Annotated in this window: 13 protein-coding genes; 10 read left to right on the top strand and 3 right to left on the bottom strand. The window is 63.6% G+C overall.

Annotation, left to right across the window (positions count from 1 at the left end; all coding sequences use genetic code 11):
* Window positions 1-836: 836 nt before the first annotated feature.
* Window positions 837-1,427 carry a YdcF family protein gene (locus tag VK804_RS05825; protein WP_414642724.1) on the top strand — a complete coding sequence of 197 codons (591 nt, stop codon included), beginning with the start codon at window positions 837-839 and terminating at the stop codon, window positions 1,425-1,427.
* A gap of 474 nt (window positions 1,428-1,901) precedes the next feature.
* Here the strand turns inward: VK804_RS05825 and VK804_RS05820 are convergent, their stop codons facing one another.
* Together VK804_RS05820 and VK804_RS05815 are read right to left on the bottom strand one after the other, a co-directional pair.
* Window positions 1,902-2,327, bottom strand: coding sequence for a universal stress protein (locus tag VK804_RS05820; RefSeq protein WP_325368793.1), 426 nt, complete (start codon window positions 2,325-2,327; stop codon window positions 1,902-1,904).
* Window positions 2,328-2,412: 85 nt separating this feature from the next.
* The gene (locus VK804_RS05815; protein WP_325368791.1) at window positions 2,413-2,958 is read right to left on the bottom strand and encodes a histidine phosphatase family protein; all 546 of its coding nucleotides are present in this window, start codon (window positions 2,956-2,958) and stop codon (window positions 2,413-2,415) included.
* A 98-nt stretch (window positions 2,959-3,056) separates the two neighbouring features.
* Here VK804_RS05815 and VK804_RS05810 point away from each other — a divergent pair, with 98 nt between their 5' ends.
* From VK804_RS05810 to VK804_RS05775, 8 genes are all read left to right on the top strand, one after another.
* Window positions 3,057-4,511 carry an FAD-binding oxidoreductase gene (locus tag VK804_RS05810; protein WP_325368789.1) on the top strand — a complete coding sequence of 485 codons (1,455 nt, stop codon included), beginning with the start codon at window positions 3,057-3,059 and terminating at the stop codon, window positions 4,509-4,511.
* Between the two features lie 137 nt (window positions 4,512-4,648).
* Window positions 4,649-5,149, top strand: coding sequence for a peptide-methionine (R)-S-oxide reductase MsrB (gene msrB / locus VK804_RS05805; protein WP_325368787.1), 501 nt, complete (start codon window positions 4,649-4,651; stop codon window positions 5,147-5,149).
* A gap of 211 nt (window positions 5,150-5,360) precedes the next feature.
* Window positions 5,361-7,178 (top strand): flagellar hook-basal body complex protein, encoded by a 1,818-nt coding sequence (locus VK804_RS05800; protein ID WP_325368785.1) that lies wholly within the window; start codon window positions 5,361-5,363, stop codon window positions 7,176-7,178.
* Window positions 7,179-7,215: 37 nt separating this feature from the next.
* Window positions 7,216-9,093: a flagellar hook-associated protein FlgK gene (gene flgK / locus VK804_RS05795; protein ID WP_325368782.1), complete on the top strand. Its 1,878-nt coding sequence runs from the start codon at window positions 7,216-7,218 to the stop codon at window positions 9,091-9,093.
* 37 nt (window positions 9,094-9,130) lie between these two features.
* Window positions 9,131-11,020, top strand: coding sequence for a flagellar protein (locus tag VK804_RS05790; protein WP_325368780.1), 1,890 nt, complete (start codon window positions 9,131-9,133; stop codon window positions 11,018-11,020).
* 249 nt (window positions 11,021-11,269) lie between these two features.
* A complete protein-coding gene (locus VK804_RS05785; protein ID WP_325368779.1) occupies window positions 11,270-12,049 on the top strand; it encodes a hypothetical protein in 780 nt (259 codons plus the stop codon).
* A gap of 99 nt (window positions 12,050-12,148) precedes the next feature.
* Window positions 12,149-13,339 (top strand): hypothetical protein, encoded by a 1,191-nt coding sequence (locus tag VK804_RS05780; protein ID WP_325368797.1) that lies wholly within the window; start codon window positions 12,149-12,151, stop codon window positions 13,337-13,339.
* Window positions 13,336-14,853, top strand: coding sequence for an aspartate aminotransferase family protein (locus VK804_RS05775; protein ID WP_325368776.1), 1,518 nt, complete (start codon window positions 13,336-13,338; stop codon window positions 14,851-14,853). The genes VK804_RS05780 and VK804_RS05775 overlap by 4 nt, the downstream gene beginning before the upstream one ends.
* 6 nt (window positions 14,854-14,859) lie before the next feature.
* Here VK804_RS05775 and flbT read toward each other — a convergent pair whose 3' ends face one another.
* A complete protein-coding gene (gene flbT, locus VK804_RS05770; protein WP_325368772.1) occupies window positions 14,860-15,288 on the bottom strand; it encodes a flagellar biosynthesis repressor FlbT in 429 nt (142 codons plus the stop codon).
* 363 nt (window positions 15,289-15,651) lie between these two features.
* Here flbT and VK804_RS05765 point away from each other — a divergent pair.
* Window positions 15,652-17,184, top strand: a 1,533-nt coding sequence (locus tag VK804_RS05765) for a flagellar protein (protein ID WP_325368769.1), incomplete at its 3' end; no start/stop codon positions are given.

The raw sequence follows: 17,184 nt of genomic DNA, 5'->3' as shown, positions 1-17,184 counted from the left end.
GACGAAATGGAGCCAGCCGAGGGTGACGGCTGGGCCGAACTGCAGCATGACGGTTCACTCGAAGGGGAGATCTGCCTCCTCAACGGCGACAACGTCCCATTCATCGCCCGTCGCTCAAAGACTTCTTCAACAGCCTGCTAGAACTCGTCCCCGATACGTGGCCGCGTTTCGAGAACTTCCTTAAGCAGGTCGCGAAGGCTGGACCGCAACACAAAGCACCCAAGAAAACCAAGATTGCCAAGTAGCTAGGAGCAGCGATCCCGGCATTTGCGCCGGGATTCGCCTTACTCACTACAGGTTCGCGGAAGGCAAACGCACGAACCCAAGCTACCGTTAGCAATGATCGGTTTTGCAGGCCGATCTAGAAGTCGAAGCTGAGTTGTTTCGGCCAAGAACGCCAATGAGCACAAACGTGCTCAAGGTGGCCAAACCGCGTCCGTGTGTACGAATTAACGTGCACACGCTTCGACTCCAACATGGGATGATCCATGTTGGTTCTCCATGGCTTTGGCGGGTGTAAGCCCGCGGCTCCGAACTGCACTTGCGCAGTCCTCGCGGCATGGAGCCCGGCAAATTTGCCGGTCATGGGGAAGCCGCCGACGGTAGCTTGAGCTCACTTTACCTGATTCGGCAGGCGTTCCCGCCAAGCCCTAAAGCGTTCAGCTGCTTAGGTAACAATTTCCCGAGAGTGGCTGACCTCACTCTCTCCTCCGATTCAATCAAAACCCGCTTTTAGCGCTCTCACTGCAACCAGCGGCAATCAAATGTGACTTCGTGATCCGGCCGCGCGACGGCATGCTCGCGCACGTTTCGGGTGAGGCAGGGGAGGGGCGAAATTGCAAGCTCGCGGCGTGCGATCTGCGACGGAGGCCGAGATCGCAGCGATCAACGCCAGGCATCTGATCGTGACGCCGATCAAACCCGCCGATCTCCTGTTCGTGTTCGGCACCCGCGAGGATGTCGGGCGCCGCGTCGAGGAATCCGTCAGGCTGTGGCGCGAGGGCTTCTTTCGCTGGTCGATCGTCAGCGGCGGCGTGACGCCAGGCTCGCAGCTTTCCGAATGCGAGATCATCAAGGCCGAAATGGTCGCACGCGGTATCCCGCCCGAACGCATCCTGGAAGAACACCGCGCCACCAACACCGGCGAAAACGTCGTGTTCTCGCTGCCGATCCTCGAGGCGGCGCTCGGGCTGCAAAATATCCGCAGCGTCATCTGCCTCGGCAACAGCTGGACGGCGCGCCGCTACCCGATGACGCTGCATCGCCACTGGCCCGAGGTGGAAAAGATGCTGGTCACCGTCGACAGTTTCGAGGTGGCGCGCTCGCTCTGGCACACCGATCCGCTGTTCCGGGCCCTCGTTGTCGCCGAATGGGACAAAATCGAGCCATACAAGGCCCGCGGGTTTATCGCGGAGTGGCCGGTTTGACGCAGCTAGAACGTTTTCGAGCGAAAGCCTGCCCCGGACTTGATCCGGGGTGGTTACCGGTTCGCGTGAAGAAAACGCGTCAAAACAAGAATCTAGGGCCTCGTTTCGATTCGATCGAAACGGAAAAGGCTCTGAAGCGGGATGAGTTTTGATTGAATCGGCCGCTCCGCGAGTCCGGTCGACCTCCCCGCAACCGGCACACGCGTTGCGATGATGGCGTCGTGCCGCTGATTTGCCCGACGTGTCAAATGGTTTCGCAAGATGCGTCAGGCATCACGCCGGCAGCGATCGGCTACTTTGCATGGGGTTGTTTTCGATATTTTTCATTGTCCGGTCGCGGAAGCCTCGGACCGGACCTCATCTCATCTTGCTCTGGAGCATGATCCGGAAAAGTGAACACCGGTTTTTCCGAAAAGATCATGCTCAAACAAAAAGATAGGGCGGGATGACGATTCGAAGAAGAGTCATCCCGCTCTAGTGTCGCACCACCAGCACCGAGCATTTGGCGTAGCGCACCACATGGCCGGCGTTGGAGCCGAGAAAATAGGTCCGCATCGCCGGCCGGTGCGAGGTCATCACGATCAGGTCGGCATGAACGGCAGCCGCCTCTTCGAGAATCTCGTGATAGATGCCGCCCTGCCGCACTACGCTGGAGATGCGCTGCGGCTCGATGCCGGATTCGCGCGCCACGATGGTGAGCGCCTCCTCCGAGGCCTGGCGCTGTTGTTCGTCGAAATCGGCCGGCACATATTCCGCCAGCATCACCGGCGTCATCGGCAAGACGTTGAGCAGGCGCACCATGCCGCTCCAAGTCTGCGACAAGGTCGCCGCGGTCGCAATCGCTCCCTTTGCCAGATCGGTGTCGGCGAGATCGATCGGGACCAGAATGGATTTGAACATCTTGCGCCTCCCAAGTCCCGCGTCCCCAAGTCCGCGGGTCAGCCTAGCACAGTTGGGCGGCCTTTTCCGACGCGGGACGGCACGCCTAGTCGTCCGAAGCCTGCTTCAATAGCCTGGGGCTGACAAACAACTCCAGCCGGCCGCGACGGAATGCCACGTCGGCCCAATCGTCGATCGCAAAGTCGAGCACGGCAAGGCCCGAGGTCGGCAGGTTCTCGGCGAGCGCCTTGCGCCCACTGGCGTCGCCGCTGCCGGCCAGCGCCAGCGCCGTCTCATGCATGCCCGGATTGTGGCCGACCAGCATCAGCCGCTTGGGATCGGTTTCCGATGCCGAATGGATGGTCTGCAGCAGCTGCGCGGGATCGGCGCCATAGAGTTCCGGCATCAGCTCGACCTGCGGCTCCGGAACCCCGTTCTTCATCGCCTCCCAGGCGATTTCCCAGGTCTGGTGCGCCCGGATCGCGTGCGAAACCAGCACCAGAACCGGGAAAAAAGCCGGATGACGGCCGATCCAGCCGCCTATGTCGGCGGCATCCTGGCGGCCGCGGTTGTCGAGCCGGCGGTCCTGGTCGCGGCCGCTTGGCGCGTCGCTTTCGGTCTTGGCATGACGCAGCAGCATCAAACGGCGCATGGCCCAATCTCGATTCGTTTCGAAGCTTGCGGATTAATGTACAAGCCGGAGCCCAAGGACAAGGTGACAAGCGCCGGATCGATCCGTAAGAAAACGCCATGAGCGAGACTTCCGCAAGCAACGCCATCGCCCCCGCCGCCGCGGACGCTTTCGAGCGCGCGCGGCTGTCATTCGATCTGGACGTCGACATTGCGGTGGTCGGCGCCGGCCTTGCCGGCCTGACGGTCGCGCGGGAAGCCGCGCGGCTGGGCGCCAGCGTCGCCGTGCTGGAGGGGCGGCATGTCGGCTGGAACGCCTCCGGCCATCAACTGGGCACGGTGTTGCCCGGCTTCTCGCTTCCGATCGGCGAATTGATCGCGCGCATCGGCTTCGAAGACACCCGTGAATTATGGGCGCTGTCGCGGGAGGGCGCCGAATATGTGCGGTCGATCGCGACCGAGGAATTGATGCCGGGCATCGCACTGAGCGAGGGCGCGCTCGAAGTATCCAACGTCGAGGCCGGCGACGCGCTGATCGCAAGGCTGCAAATGCTCGGCGAGGATTTCGAAACCGAGGTGGAGGGCTGGCAGGTCGACCGCGTCCGCGCCGAACTCAAGACCGATCACTATTTCCACGGCGTCTATTATCCCCGCGCGTTTCAGGTCGACGGCCGCAAATACGTCCATGGCCTGGCCGCGCTGGCGCGGCGGGCCGGTGCGCGGATCTTCGAGGACACCCCGGTCGTCAGTATCGACCCCTCCGGCATCCGCAAGCGTATCGTCACGCCGTCGGCGCGGTTGCGCGCCTCCCATATCGTGCTCGCCGGCAACATCCATCTGGGGGCGCCGCTGCGGCGCCTGTCGGAGACCTTGCTGCCGGTCTGGCGCTATGCCGGGCTGACCGCGCCGCTCGGCGAGCGCCTCGCCGAGATCATGACGTTCCAGGGCTCGGTGACCGACAGCGACGGCGTCGATCATTTCCGGATCGTGGATGGCGACCGCCTGATGTGGGCCAGTCCGGAAACCACCTGGCCGGCGCGCCCCCAACGTTTCGCCTCCGCGATCCAGCGCCGGATCCGGACGATCTTTCCAAAGCTCGGACCGGTCGCGATCTCGGAAGTCTGGGGCGGGGCGGTCGGACAGACCGTGCACGGCATGCCGCAGATCGGCCAGTTGCGCAAAGGGCTGTGGGTCGCCAGCGGCTTCGGCCGCCAGGGCCTGAATACGACGGCGATGGCCGGACAGTTGATCGCCCGCAGCATCCTGTGGGGCGATGAACGCTGGCGGCTGTTTTCGCCGTTCGAACTGGTCTGGGCGGGCGGCACGACCGGCCGGGTCGCCGGACACCTCATCGGCATGTGGGGGCGCCAGTTTTCGAAGGCAGCCGGTGCGCTCGCCCGGCATCGCGAGCGGGTCCGCGCCCAGGAACGCATCCGCGAGGCGCGCCTGGCGGAAGCCAATCAGAAGGCCGGAACCCGGCCGGCGCAGCGCCGCCCGCCGCCGGGCCGCCCGCGTCCGCCACGGCCGCAGTTGCCGCCGGTGGAACCATCCGAAGCCGAGGGGCCTCCGTCCTAGCCCCCGGCAGGGAGCTTGTGGCGCCGCATCTCGCAAGAAAGTGACAAATTTCGATCCCGATCGGTGTAACTTCTGTTTGTACGCCCCGTATTTGACGGCGAACCATCCGGTATCCCGCTTCGCACGGAGACCCCCAAATGATCGACCGCCGTATCCTACTCGCCACTGTCGCAAGCCTGCTTGGGCTGGCCGCCTTCCGCTGGCTGCGCGCAACGCCCGCACAGGCCGCCGAGAAATTCGAGATCGAAAAGACCGACGCCGAATGGCGCGCGCAGCTCACCCCGCAGCAATATGAAATCCTGCGCAAGGAAGGCACCGAGCGCCCGGGTTCGAGCCCGCTGCTGAAGGAGCACCGCAAGGGCATCTTCGCCTGCGCCGGCTGCGACCTGCCGCTGTTCTCCTCGGAGACCAAATTCGAGAGCGGCACCGGCTGGCCGAGCTTCTATCAGCCGCTCGACAACGCGGTCGGCAAGACCGAGGATCGCACCTTCGGGATGCTGCGGACCGAAATTCATTGCCGCCGATGCGGCGGCCATCTCGGCCACGTCTTCGACGACGGGCCGAAGCCGACCGGCCTGCGCTACTGCATGGACGGATTTGCGCTGGTATTTCATCCGGCCTCACCGTCGGCTACCTGAAGCCGTTTTTGCTTCGCAATCACGGGTGGGCCCGGCAATTGTTGCCCGCCCGGCAAATCTGCCCCGGTCCTTGGACCGGGGCATTTTCATTCAAGCATTTGAAATGCATGGATTTTCGTTTTTGGCATAGCGCTTGCGACGGGCTCCTTCGATTGCGGCCAACGCAAGCGCAGTTCGGCTGGCCGCCGGGATCGAATTTGGAGACGATGTTATGGGTATCTTCGACGCTCTCAATACCGCGGTGGGTGGACTTCAGGCGCAGTCCTTCGCCCTGCAGAACATCTCGGGCAATATCGCGAACGCTTCGACCACGGGCTACAAGGGGATCGACACCAGCTTCGAGGACCTGATTCCGGATTCGACGTCGCCGAGCCGGCAGGTGGCGGGCGGTGTCACCGCCTTCGCGCAGGCAACCATCACCACCCAGGGCACGGTCTCCACGACGACCGTCGGCACCAACATGGCGATCAACGGCGATGGCTTCTTCAACGTGCAGCAGTCCACCGGCACCGTCGACAACGTGCCCACTTTCTCCGGCGTCACCGACTATACGAGGCGCGGCGATTTCCAGGTCAATGCCAACGGCAATCTGGTCAACGGCGCCGGTTATTATCTGATGGGTGTTGCGGTCGATCCGAAGACCGGCAATCCGCTCGGAAACGTTCCGCAGGTGCTCCAGTTCCAGAACAATTTCATTCCGGCCCAGACCACCACCTCGATCAACTATGCCGCGAACCTGCCCTCCACGCCGACGACGGCCACCAGCTCTACGTCGGCGCCCGGAACGATCAATGCCCTCGGCGGCCTCAATCCGCTCGATTTCAGCGTCAATCCCGAGCCGACCACGACGGCGGCCATACCGCCTGGCGACAATACGGTGACCGGCACCGCCGCAGAGAACCAATTGGCGACCCCGACGCCGATCACAGCGGCGACGGCGCTTTCCGGTGCAGCCCCAAGCGATTCTTTGACGTCAGGTTTTGCGGCCGGTGACACCATCACGGTCGACGGTACGATGATCACATTCGTAGCCAGTGGCGCCACCGGCAATCAGCTGAACGTTACTGACAATGTCGGCACGTTGCTCACCAAGATTGACTCAATCACCGGAACGTCGACGCCCTCGAGCGTCACCGGTGGCGCGATCACGCTTCACACGGGTACGACGGCCGATCTCTCAATCACCAGCAGCAACGCCACGGCATTCGCGGCGCTCGGTTTCTCGGGTACCGTGACGCAGGCTCGCACTCCCGCGGTGCCCCAAGGAACGGGAACGGTGATCGCCAACGATCAGCAGACCTTCCTCAACGAGTCGATCAGCGGCGGCGCCATCACGGCCTACGATTCGACGGGTACCGCCGTCAACCTGCAGCTGCGATGGGCAAAGACCGACAGCGCGGCGCTCGGCGGATCTCACACCAACACCTGGAGCCTGTTCTACCAGGCCGATCCGAACGCGTCGGGCACCCAGGTCGCCTGGGTCAATGCCGGCACCAATTTCACCTTTGGCCCGGCTGGCGCGTTGATCAGTCCGACCACGCCGGCCATCACCATCCCCAATGTCGCGGTGGGCAACCAGTCGCTCGGAAACCTGTCCTTCAGCATGGGCGCCGGCAGCCTGACCCAATATGCCTCCACCGGCGGCACCGCCACCATCAACGCGGTCACCCAGAACGGCTACGCCGCGGGGCAATTGCAATCGGTTGCCATCAACAACAACGGCATCGTGGTCGGCACCTTCTCCAACGGGCAAAACCTCGATCTCGCCTCGGTCTCGCTGTCGCACTTCAACGGCACCAACTATCTCAAGAGCCTCGACGGCGGCGCCTACGCCGTCACCGAGCAGTCGGGACCGGCGATTCTCGGCGCTTCCGGCACCATCAGCGGCTCCTCGCTGGAAGGCTCGAACACCGACATCGCGTCCGAATTCACCAAGCTGATCGTGACCCAGCAGGCCTATTCGGCGAACACCAAGGTGATCACCACGGCCAACAGCATGGTCCAGGATCTCCTGAACGTGCTGCGCTGATCGAGAGGTCGGCACGGTTTGACCTGAGGCGGCCAAGATGAGTTTGGGTTCAGCTCTCGCCACTGCGATGTCCGGTTTGCGCGCGAACCAGGCCGCGCTTTCGATCGTCTCGTCGAATATCGCGAACGCGCAGACGCCCGGCTATGTCAGCGAAAGCATCAACCAGGTCGAGGTGGCGACCGGCGATACCGGCGCCAGCGTCAGCGTACAGGGCGTCAACCGGCAGCTCGATCAATATGTCCAGCAGCAATTGCGTTCCGAGACCTCCGGCGGCGCCTATGCCGACCAGATGGCAAACGTCCTGACCCAGCTGCAATCCGTCTACGGGACCCCCGGAGCGGCCGGGTCGCTGGAAACCGCCTATTCGAATTTCACGACCGCGATCCAGGCGCTGTCGACGACCTCGGGGAGCTCCTCCTCGCAGATCGCCGCGGGGTCGGCGGCACAGGCACTGGCGCAGCAGCTCAACGCGACGTCGCAAGGCATCCAGACGCTCCGCAGCAACGCCGAACAGGACATCAGCATTTCGGTGACTCAGGCCAATTCGGCCATGAGCCAGATCGCGCAGATCAACACCCAGCTGCAGGGAATGAGTTCGACCGATCCGGCGGCTGCGACCCTGGAGGATCAGCGGGACGCTGCGATCGACCAGCTGTCGCAACTGATGGATATCCGGGTTTCCTCCGCCGGCAACAACCAGACCTCGATCTACACCACGAACGGCGTCGAACTGGTCGGAGCGCAGGCCTCCCAGCTCAGCTTCAATTCGCAGGGAACGCTGAGCGCCACTTCGCAGTGGAACAGCAATCCGGCGCTGTCATCGGTCGGCACCATCACCTGCACGCTGGCGAACGGCGCCAAGGTCGACATGATCGCGACCAATTCGATCAGCTCCGGCCAGATCGCGGCCGACGTCACGCTGCGCGACAAGACGCTGGTGCAGGCGCAGGCCCAGGTCGATCAGCTCGCGGCGTCGATCTCGACCGCGCTGTCGAACCAGACCACCGCCGGCACTGCGGCGCCCGCGTCGCTGGCGCCAAAGGCCGGCTTCGACCTCGATCTGTCGAACGTGCTGCCGGGCAACAGCATCAATCTCACCTATACCGACGCTGCGACCAACACCCAGCACAACGTCACCATCGTGCGCGTCGACGATCCCGGCGCGCTGCCGCTGTCGAACACCGGCGGCAATCCCAACGATCCCGTGATCGGGGTCAACTTCACCGGCGGCATGGCCTCGGTGGTCTCGCAATTGAACAGCGCGCTTGGCAGCGCCAATCTGCAGTTCTCGAATCCCTCCGGCTCGACGCTGCGCGTCGTCGACAGCGGCACCGGCGCAACCGCGGTCAATTCGGCTTCCGTCACCACCACGGCTTCGTCACTGACCGGCGGCAGCGCGCAGCTGCCGCTGTTCATCGACGGCACCTCGCTCTACACCGGGGCGATCACCGCGACCGGTGCGCAACAGACCGGCTACGCGTCGCGCATCACGGTCAATCCCGCGCTGCTCACCAATCCCTCGAATTTCACCGCCTACAGCACCTCGCCGCCGACGCAGGCCGGCGATACCACGCGCCCGGACTATCTCTATACGCAGCTGACATCGGGCACGTTCAGCTATTCGCCGCAGACCGGGTTAGGCTCGGCCTCGTCGCCGTACAATTCAACGCTGCCCAACTTCATGCAGCAGTTCCTGAGCCAGCAGGCCAACGCCTCCACCGCGGCCACCCAGCTGCAGCAGGGCCAGGACGTCGTCGTCAGCACGCTGCAGCAGAAGATGAATTCGACCTCCGGCGTCAACATCGACACCGAGATGGCCAACCTGATTTCACTGCAGAATACCTATGCCGCCAACGCTCACGTGATGTCGGTGGTCCAGAGCATGATGAACAGCCTGCTGCAGGCCCAGGTGTAATGTCCGAGTGTAAGGCTCAGGTGTAAAGGCGATCGATATGGCAATCAACGGCGTCACCTACGGCACCTCCTCGGTGCTCAACCAGTCGGTGCTGAACCTCAAGAACCAGCTTACGACGCTGCAGGCGCAGCTGACGACCGGGCAAAAATCGACCACCTATGCCGGCATGGGCGTCAACGAGGGATTCGCGATCGCCGCGCGCTCGCAACTCGCAAACATTTCCGCGTTCACCGACACCATGACCAACATCAACACCAACATCGGTGTCGCCAACACCTCGCTGCAGGCGCTGGTCAGTATCGGCACCACCGTTCAAAGCAGCGCCGCCAGTTCGGACCAGACCCTGAACAGCAGCGGGCAGACCATGGGCCAGCAGACCGCGGCGGCACAGCTCGGTTCGATGCTCGGAATCCTAAATACCCAGTCAGGCGATCGCTACCTGTTTTCCGGCAGCGCCATCAACACGCCGTCGGTGGCCTCTTACGACGACATCATGAACGGGACCACCACCCAGGCCGGATTGAAGCAGGTGATCGCCGAGCGGCTGCAGGCCGACCAGGGCGCCAACGGCCTCGGCCGCCTGGTGATCACGTCTCCGTCGCCGACCTCGGTGCAGGTCGCCGAAGACGTCGCCGGCTCGCCGTTCGGCCTGAAGCTGAACGCGGTGTCGTCGACGCTCACGGGCGCGACCGTGACCGGACCCTCGGGATCGCCGAATGCCATCTCGGTCGACCTCGGCGCCACCAATCCCAACAATGGCGACACGATAAGCTTCGAATTCAATCTGCCCGACGGCTCGACGCAATCGATCAATCTGACGGCCTCGAGCGCTGTGCCGCCGCCAGCCGGAAGCTTTGCCATCGGCGCGACTTCGACCGCGACCGCCACGAACCTCAACGCGGCCTTGACGTCGGCGATCGGTACGTTGTCCAATACCTCGCTGGTGGCGGCATCCGCCATGGAAGCCGGCAACGATTTTTTCAATTCGTCCTCGATCGCGGTCGGCAGCGTGGCCAATAACCAGGCCGCGATCCCGGTGCCGATCACGGGCGCGACCGCCTTGTCCGGCACAGCCGGCACGGACTCGCTTTCGACCAGCTTCGCGCCCGGCGATACCATCACCGTCAACGGCACGCCGATCACCTTCGTCGCCTCGGGTGCGACCGGCAACCAGCTCAACGTCACCGACAGCGTCCAGACGCTGCTGTCGAAGATCGACCAGATCACCGGCACCTCGACCCCGTCCACCATCAGCGGCGGCGTGGTCACGCTGCACACCGACAACGCGTCGAGCTTCTCGGTGACGAGTTCCAACACCGCCGCGCTGGCCGCGCTCGGCTTGCCCTCCACTGTGACGGCGATCCAGCCGCCGCTGCGGGTGTCCGGTTCGCCGTTGAACGCCGCCACCTCGCTGGTCAGCGGCACGCCGGCCAACACGGTGTCCTGGTACACCGGCAATCCCGGACCGACGTCGCAGGCGCGTGCCTCGTCGACGGCGCGGATCGATCAGTCGGTGAGCGTTGAGTACGGCATCCAGGCCGACGAGCCGGCGATTCGGTCCCAGATCCAGAACCTCGCTGTCTACGCCGCGTTCACGGCCTCGCCGACAGGCGCCAATTCGACGGCCCAGATCGGGACCCTGAGCCAGGATGTGGCGCAGAATCTGTTGACCCAGCCCGGGCAGCAATCGATCGAGGACATCCAGTCCGATCTTGCCACCGCGCAGGCGACAATGAGCGCCGCCGGCACCCGGCAGACGCAAACCCAGTCGATGCTGCAAAATCTTATCTCTCAGGCGGAAACGGTTTCTCCGGATCAGGTGGCGAGCCAGATTCTGGCGCTGCAGACCAGCCTGCAGGCCTCCTACCAGACCACCTCGATCCTCTCGCAGCTGACGCTGACCAAGTTCCTGCCGCTGGGCGGTTAACGCGCGGCCATTTCGGCCGCCGCCGGCGATGAAGAGCTCGGTCGGCGATCTTCCGGTCCTGATGCAGTATAATGAGTGCCTGCTCTCGCTGGCCACAACCGGTCGCCGCGGTGGCGCGGCGCAGCCTCCCGGCACGCCCCTAGCCGGCACACCCGGCTAACTGCGGGATCGGCCGTTAGGCTTTCGTTAACCACGCTTATTTACTGTTTGGTGAGGAATGCCGGCCGTTGCGCCGCTTCGGAGCCGATCATGACCGAACGATTTCATCTCGTGGTGGCCACGCCCTGCTTCGGCGGCCAGGTCTCCAGTATCTACGCCAGCTCGATCTTTCACCTGCAGCGGGTGCTGCGCTCCAAATCCAACATCGACCTCAAGGTTCACCTGCGCGACGGCGATGCGCTGATCACGCGCGCCCGCGCCAACCTGGTGACGATGTTCCTCGACGATCCCGCCGCGACGCATTTGCTGTTTGTGGACGCGGATATCGGCTTTACGCCGGAACAGGTGTTCCGCTTGATCGAATCCGGCGCCGATGTCGTCGCCGGCACCTATCCCATCAAGCGGGTCAACTGGGACAAGGCGAAGAGAATGCTGGAGGGCAACCGGCCGCCCGTGCCGTCGGCCGCGCTCGACTACGTGCTGGAAATCAACGATCCCGACAACATCGTCCTCGTCAACGGATTTACCCGGGTGCGCTATGCCGGCACCGGCTTCCTGATGATCCGGCGCCACGTGCTGGAGAGGATGTGCCGGCACCCCGCTTACGCATCGCTGCAATTCTTCCGCGAGCATTCCGCCGATGCGCTGGCGGGCAGCCCGAACCGATTCGCGCTGTTCGAGTGCATGATCGATCCAGGGAGCGGCACCTATCTCAGCGAGGACTTCGCCTTCTGCAAACGCTGGACCGATATCGGCGGCGAAATCTGGGCTGATCTCGAGAGCCGCCTCGATCACGTCGGGCCGTCGATGTTTCGTGGCGATATCTCGTCGCAGTTCGCACTACCAGCCGGCGCGGCCGACGCCGCCTGAGATCATGCCGGCGTCGAACGCATTTCGCGGAGCTTTCACATGCAGTCTGATCCAGACCGAATAGCGGTTAGCGAAACGCTCTGCGCCGACCGCGTCGGCATGGCCCGGCTCGCCAAGATGGCGTTCGACGGCAAGGACCTTCGCCCGATGTGGCGAGACCTGATCGAAAAGCTGATCGATGGCACCGCGGAAGCGGGCGAAGGACTCGATCTCTCGCTGATCGCGCAATTGCTGGGCGACAAGCCGGCCGGTCTTGCGATCCAGCATGAGGTCCTTGCGTCGCACCAGTTGTTCCGCTCGCCCTGTGCGGCAAAGCACCCGCGGCTGCGGGTCCTTGCGCTGGCGGCCGCTACCGACATGGGCAGCAACACGCCGATCGAGTTCCTGCTGGAGGAGTCCGGGATCGAGCTGTTGATGCTGTATGTCATTCCGGAAGTGGAATTGCCCGCACCGCTGCCCGATCACGACATCGCCATCGTGATCGCTTCCGATTCGGAGGATTGCCGGGACGCGCTGCGCAAGATCGACGAGGCGGAGGCGCGCTGGCCGCGGCCGCTGCTCAATCCGCCGGCGCTGGTGGGCAATCTCGATCGCGACAAGCTGCATCAGCTGCTTCGCGGCATCGAAGGTCTGGATATTCCGGCGACCGTGGCGGTGTCGCGCGCGCTATTGTCCGATGTGGCCCAGTCGAGTCTTGCCTTTGCCGACATCGCCGCTGAGCTCGAATTTCCTGTGATCGCGCGCCCGCGCGGCTCGCATGCGGGCGTCGGCCTTGCCAAACTCGATGACGGCTTGGCGCTCGGCCGATATCTCGGGCAACGCGAGGAGGCGGAATTCTTCATTTCCCGCTTCGTCAACTATGCGAGCGAAGACCGGCTGTTTCGCAAATATCGCGTGGTGTTCGTCGAAGGCCGGCCCTATGCATGCCACATGGCGATCGCCGATCGCTGGGATATCTGGTATCTCAACGCGGGAATGTCCGACAGCGCGGCCAAGCGGCTCGAAGAAGAGACCTTCATGCGCACCTTCGACATCGGCTTCGCCCGCAGGCATCAGTCCGCGCTGGCCGGTCTCGCCGAGCGGATCGGTCTCGATTATTTCACCATCGACTGCGCCGAGACGCGCGATGGATCGCTGCTGGTCTTCGAGGCGGACAACACCGCTGTTGTCCACAACATGGATCCGCCCTCGGTGTTTCCCTACAAGGCGCTTCACATGCGCAAGATATTCGATGCGTTCGCGGCGATGCTGTACCTGCGCGTTCGGCTCGGCCAGGAGAACGCCGCGTGACCCGAGCGCTGCGCGAGGCGCCGCTGCGACCGGCCTCCAGCGAGACGCTCGATCCGAAGGACTGGGACGAGATTCGCGCGCAAGGTCATCGCATGCTCGATGACATGCTCGACTACGCCGCCAACATCAGGAAGCGTCCGGTCTGGCAGCCGATACCGGAAGAAGTTCGCGCACGATTCCGGGCGGAGCTTCCGCGCACGGCTTCCGATCTTGCCGATGTATATAAAGAGTTCACCGACTGCATCGTGCCCTATGCCACCGGCAACGTTCATCCGGGCTTCATGGGCTGGGTGCATGGCGGCGGCAGCGCGGTCGGGATGCTGGCGGAAATGCTGGCGGCCGGGTTGAACGCCAATCTCGGCGGCCGCGATCACATGCCGATCGAAGTCGAACGCCAGATCGTCGCGTGGACGCGCCAGATGTTCGGTTTCCCTGACGGCGCGAGCGGCATTTTCGTCACCGGCACGTCGATGGCGAACCTGATGGCGGTGCTGGTGGCGCGGACCCATGCGGCCGGACGTCTCGTTCGACAGCACGGCGTCGGCGGCGAGGGCACTTCCCTGACCGCATACACTTCAACGGCGGCGCACGGTTGCATCAGCAAGGCGATGGACATTGCGGGTCTCGGCAGTGATGCGCTGCGCTGCATCGGGATCGATCGGTGCCACCGCATCGACGTGGCGGCATTGCGCGCGCGGATCGCGCAGGACCGCGGCGCCGGCCTGAAACCTTTCCTGGTCGTCGGTTCGGCTGGAACCGTGGACATCGGCGCGATCGACGACCTGAAAGCGCTGAGTGCGCTGTGCAAGGAAGAGGGATTGTGGTTTCACGTCGACGGCGCCTTTGGCGCGCTTGGAATTCTCTCGCCGGCGCTGGCGCCGCTGCTGGCCGGAATTGAAGATGCGGATTCGATTGCGCTGGATTTCCACAAATGGGGGCAGGTGCCCTATGACGCCGGCTTCCTGATGGTTCGCGACGGCGAACGGCATCGCGACGCGTTTGCCGCGCCGGCGGCATATCTGCGGCGGGAAACCCGGGGTCTTGCGGCAGGCTCGGTCTGGCCCTGCGACCTCGGTCCCGATCTGTCGCGGGGTTTTCGGGCGCTCAAGACCTGGTTCACGCTGAAGACCTACGGCACCGAGAAGCTCGGCGCCGTCATCGCCCGCACTTGCGCGCTCGCCGGCTATCTGGAAGCGCGGATCCTGGCCGAGCCGCGGCTCGAATTGATGGCGCCGGTTCAGCTCAATATCGTCTGCTTCCGCTATCGCGCCGATAATCCCAACCGGATCAATGGCGACATCGTCATCGATGTTCAGGAATCCGGGATCGCTGCGCCGTCGACCACGCTGCTCGACGGTGAGCTTGCGATACGGGCTGCGATCGTCAATCACCGCACCGACACCTGCGATATCGATGCCCTGATGTCGGCGGTGCTGGAGTTTGGCGGACGGCGCGCGTCGCCGGACAACGGCCTCGTGCTGCAGGTCGAGGCGTCCCCGCCGCTTTCGATGTAGGCGACTTCAGGCGGCCTGGCCGGCATCCCGGGGTTTGCCCCGGCGAGCTTCATTGTGGTCCAGAAGCTTCCGCTCATAGGCCACCAGCCTCTTGGCGTCCTTCAGGGCATGGTACAGATCGCCGTTCAGGATGTGGTTGTTGATGTCTTCGATGATGGGCCAGGCGCTCGGCGCCGCGGTGACGATGTCGCGCACCAGGTTGAAGTAGGTGCCGTGATTGCTCTGCGGGTCAGGCGAGATGTACATCAGCTGTACCGCGAGATAGACCAGTTTGGCCGGTGTGTCGGCGGTTTCCGGCGTCAGGATATCCTTCTCGCGCAAAATCGGGATGTTGTCGCCGTCGATCAGGAGCCGGGCGCGCTGGTCGGTGTTGGTGATGACGCAGGCGCCGATGATGATCCGTTCATGCGGCTTGAGTTCGACTTTCAAAGCCATGCCCGTTCTCCGTGGCCGCTTCTGAGGCGGGTCATCATTGCTGCGAGTTAAAATGAGTGGACGCTGGTCGCGCCGGATACACACTAATGATTTCCCGGACGATGTTGCCGCGATCCTTTCCTATCGTGGTTAACGGCTCGTTAACGAAGTAGAAATTCGCAAATGTCCATTCTTTTCAATGTGTTTGGGATCGACAAGACGACGTCAGCGCAAATTGATTCGGCGCCGGAGCGGTTCCGCAGCGGCCGGAGCAGTGACAATTCACCCTTTGTTAGCGGCTTGATACGAACGTCAACCGTCATCCGATCAAAAAAGATTGGGAAGGCGTTCGCACTCTAGTTTCACACCAGAAAGGTATGAAAAATGTCCGGCATTGTTCTTTCGGCATCGGTTCGCCAGAACCTGCTCTCGCTGCAGTCGACCGCTTCGCTGCTGGCGACCACCCAGAATGACCTCGCCACTGGCAACAAGGTCAACTCGGCCCTCGACAATCCCACCGAATACTTCACCGCGCAGGGACTCAACAACCGCGCCAGCGACATCAGCAACCTGCTCGATGGCATCGGTAACGGCGTGCAGGTCCTGCAGGCCGCCAACACCGGCATCACCTCGCTGCAGAGCCTGGTCGCAAGCGCCCAGTCGATCGCCAACCAGGTGCTGCAAAGCCCGGTCGGTTATTCGACGAAGTCCAACTTTACTTCCAGCGCCATCGCCGGTGCCACCGCGACCAACCTGCTCGGTAACGGGACCAACGCCACCGTCACCGGTACCGCGGTCGACAATCACCTGACCGTCCCGGTGCCGATCACAGCCGCCACCTTACTGGTTACCGCGACCAACGCGGACACGCTGGCCGCGACGCCCGCGAACGGGTCGTCCTTTACCGTGGACGGCAAGAGCATCACCTTCAGCACGGCGCAAACGACGGTGACGACCGACGGCAGCGGCAACGTGACGATCGGCGTCGGCGCCGGCAGCACGGCGAGCGTGCAGACCCTGCTCACCGCGATCGACGGGATCACCGGGGCTGCGACCGCCTCGACCGTCAATGGTTCAGGCCAGCTTGTCCTGAGCACGGGTACGTCGCAGAATCTGGTCATCGCCGCAGGCGGCACCAGCGCGCTCGGATCTTTCGGCCTCTCCGCCGGCACCACCAACCTCACGCCTCCCGCGCTCAGCGGCGAGACGCTGACGATCGGCGCCACCGGTGGCGGCACCGCGACCAGCATCTCCTTTGGCACCGGCAACGGTCAGATCTCGACCCTCAACGGGCTCAATGCGGCGCTGGCGGCGAACAACCTGCAGGCCACCATCGACTCGACCGGGAAGATCAACATCGTGACCTCGAACGATGCGGCTTCCTCGACGATCGGCACGATTGGCGGTACGGCGACAGCAAGCGGTCAGGCGTTCGCCAGTGCTTCGGCCGCGGCGCCCGTCGCCGACCCGAACTCGCAGGCCTCCCGCGCCAGCCTGGTTGCGCAGTACAACAACGTGCTGCAGCAGATCAATACCACCGCGCAAGACTCGTCCTTCAACGGCGTCAACCTGTTGAACGGCGACACCCTGAAGCTGACGTTCAACGAAACCGGGAAGTCGACGCTGAGCATCACCGGCGTCACCTTCAACGATGCCGGCCTTGGGTTGTCGACCCTGGTTGCGGGCACGGACTTCCTGGACAACAGCTCGGCCAACACCCAGTTGACCGCGCTGACCAACGCCAGCACCACGCTGCGCTCGGAAGCATCCGCCCTGGGTTCGAACCTGTCGATCGTGCAGATCCGCCAGGACTTCTCGAAGAACCTGATCAACGTGCTGCAGACCGGCGCATCCAACCTGACGCTGGCCGACACCAACGAGGAAGCGGCCAACAGCCAGGCGCTGTCGACCCGCCAG

The sequence above is a fragment of the Bradyrhizobium sp. genome (assembly GCF_035484855.1).
GTDB lineage: Bacteria > Pseudomonadota > Alphaproteobacteria > Rhizobiales > Xanthobacteraceae > Bradyrhizobium.
This window is presented reverse-complemented; position numbering and strand designations above follow the sequence as displayed.

Excerpts from the sequence above, each read along its gene's own strand:
- VK804_RS05790 (WP_325368780.1), top strand. The coding sequence starts at position 9,131 with ATGGCAATCAACGGCGTCACCTACGGCACCTCCTCGGTGCTCAACCAG.
- VK804_RS05800 (WP_325368785.1), top strand. The coding sequence starts at position 5,361 with ATGGGTATCTTCGACGCTCTCAATACCGCGGTGGGTGGACTTCAGGCG.
- VK804_RS05815 (WP_325368791.1), bottom strand. The coding sequence starts at position 2,958 with ATGCGCCGTTTGATGCTGCTGCGTCATGCCAAGACCGAAAGCGACGCG.
- VK804_RS05810 (WP_325368789.1), top strand. The coding sequence starts at position 3,057 with ATGAGCGAGACTTCCGCAAGCAACGCCATCGCCCCCGCCGCCGCGGAC.
- VK804_RS05785 (WP_325368779.1), top strand. The coding sequence starts at position 11,270 with ATGACCGAACGATTTCATCTCGTGGTGGCCACGCCCTGCTTCGGCGGC.
- msrB (WP_325368787.1), top strand. The coding sequence starts at position 4,649 with ATGATCGACCGCCGTATCCTACTCGCCACTGTCGCAAGCCTGCTTGGG.
- VK804_RS05780 (WP_325368797.1), top strand. The coding sequence starts at position 12,149 with ATGGCCCGGCTCGCCAAGATGGCGTTCGACGGCAAGGACCTTCGCCCG.
- flbT (WP_325368772.1), bottom strand. The coding sequence starts at position 15,288 with ATGGCTTTGAAAGTCGAACTCAAGCCGCATGAACGGATCATCATCGGC.
- flgK (WP_325368782.1), top strand. The coding sequence starts at position 7,216 with ATGAGTTTGGGTTCAGCTCTCGCCACTGCGATGTCCGGTTTGCGCGCG.
- VK804_RS05820 (WP_325368793.1), bottom strand. The coding sequence starts at position 2,327 with ATGTTCAAATCCATTCTGGTCCCGATCGATCTCGCCGACACCGATCTG.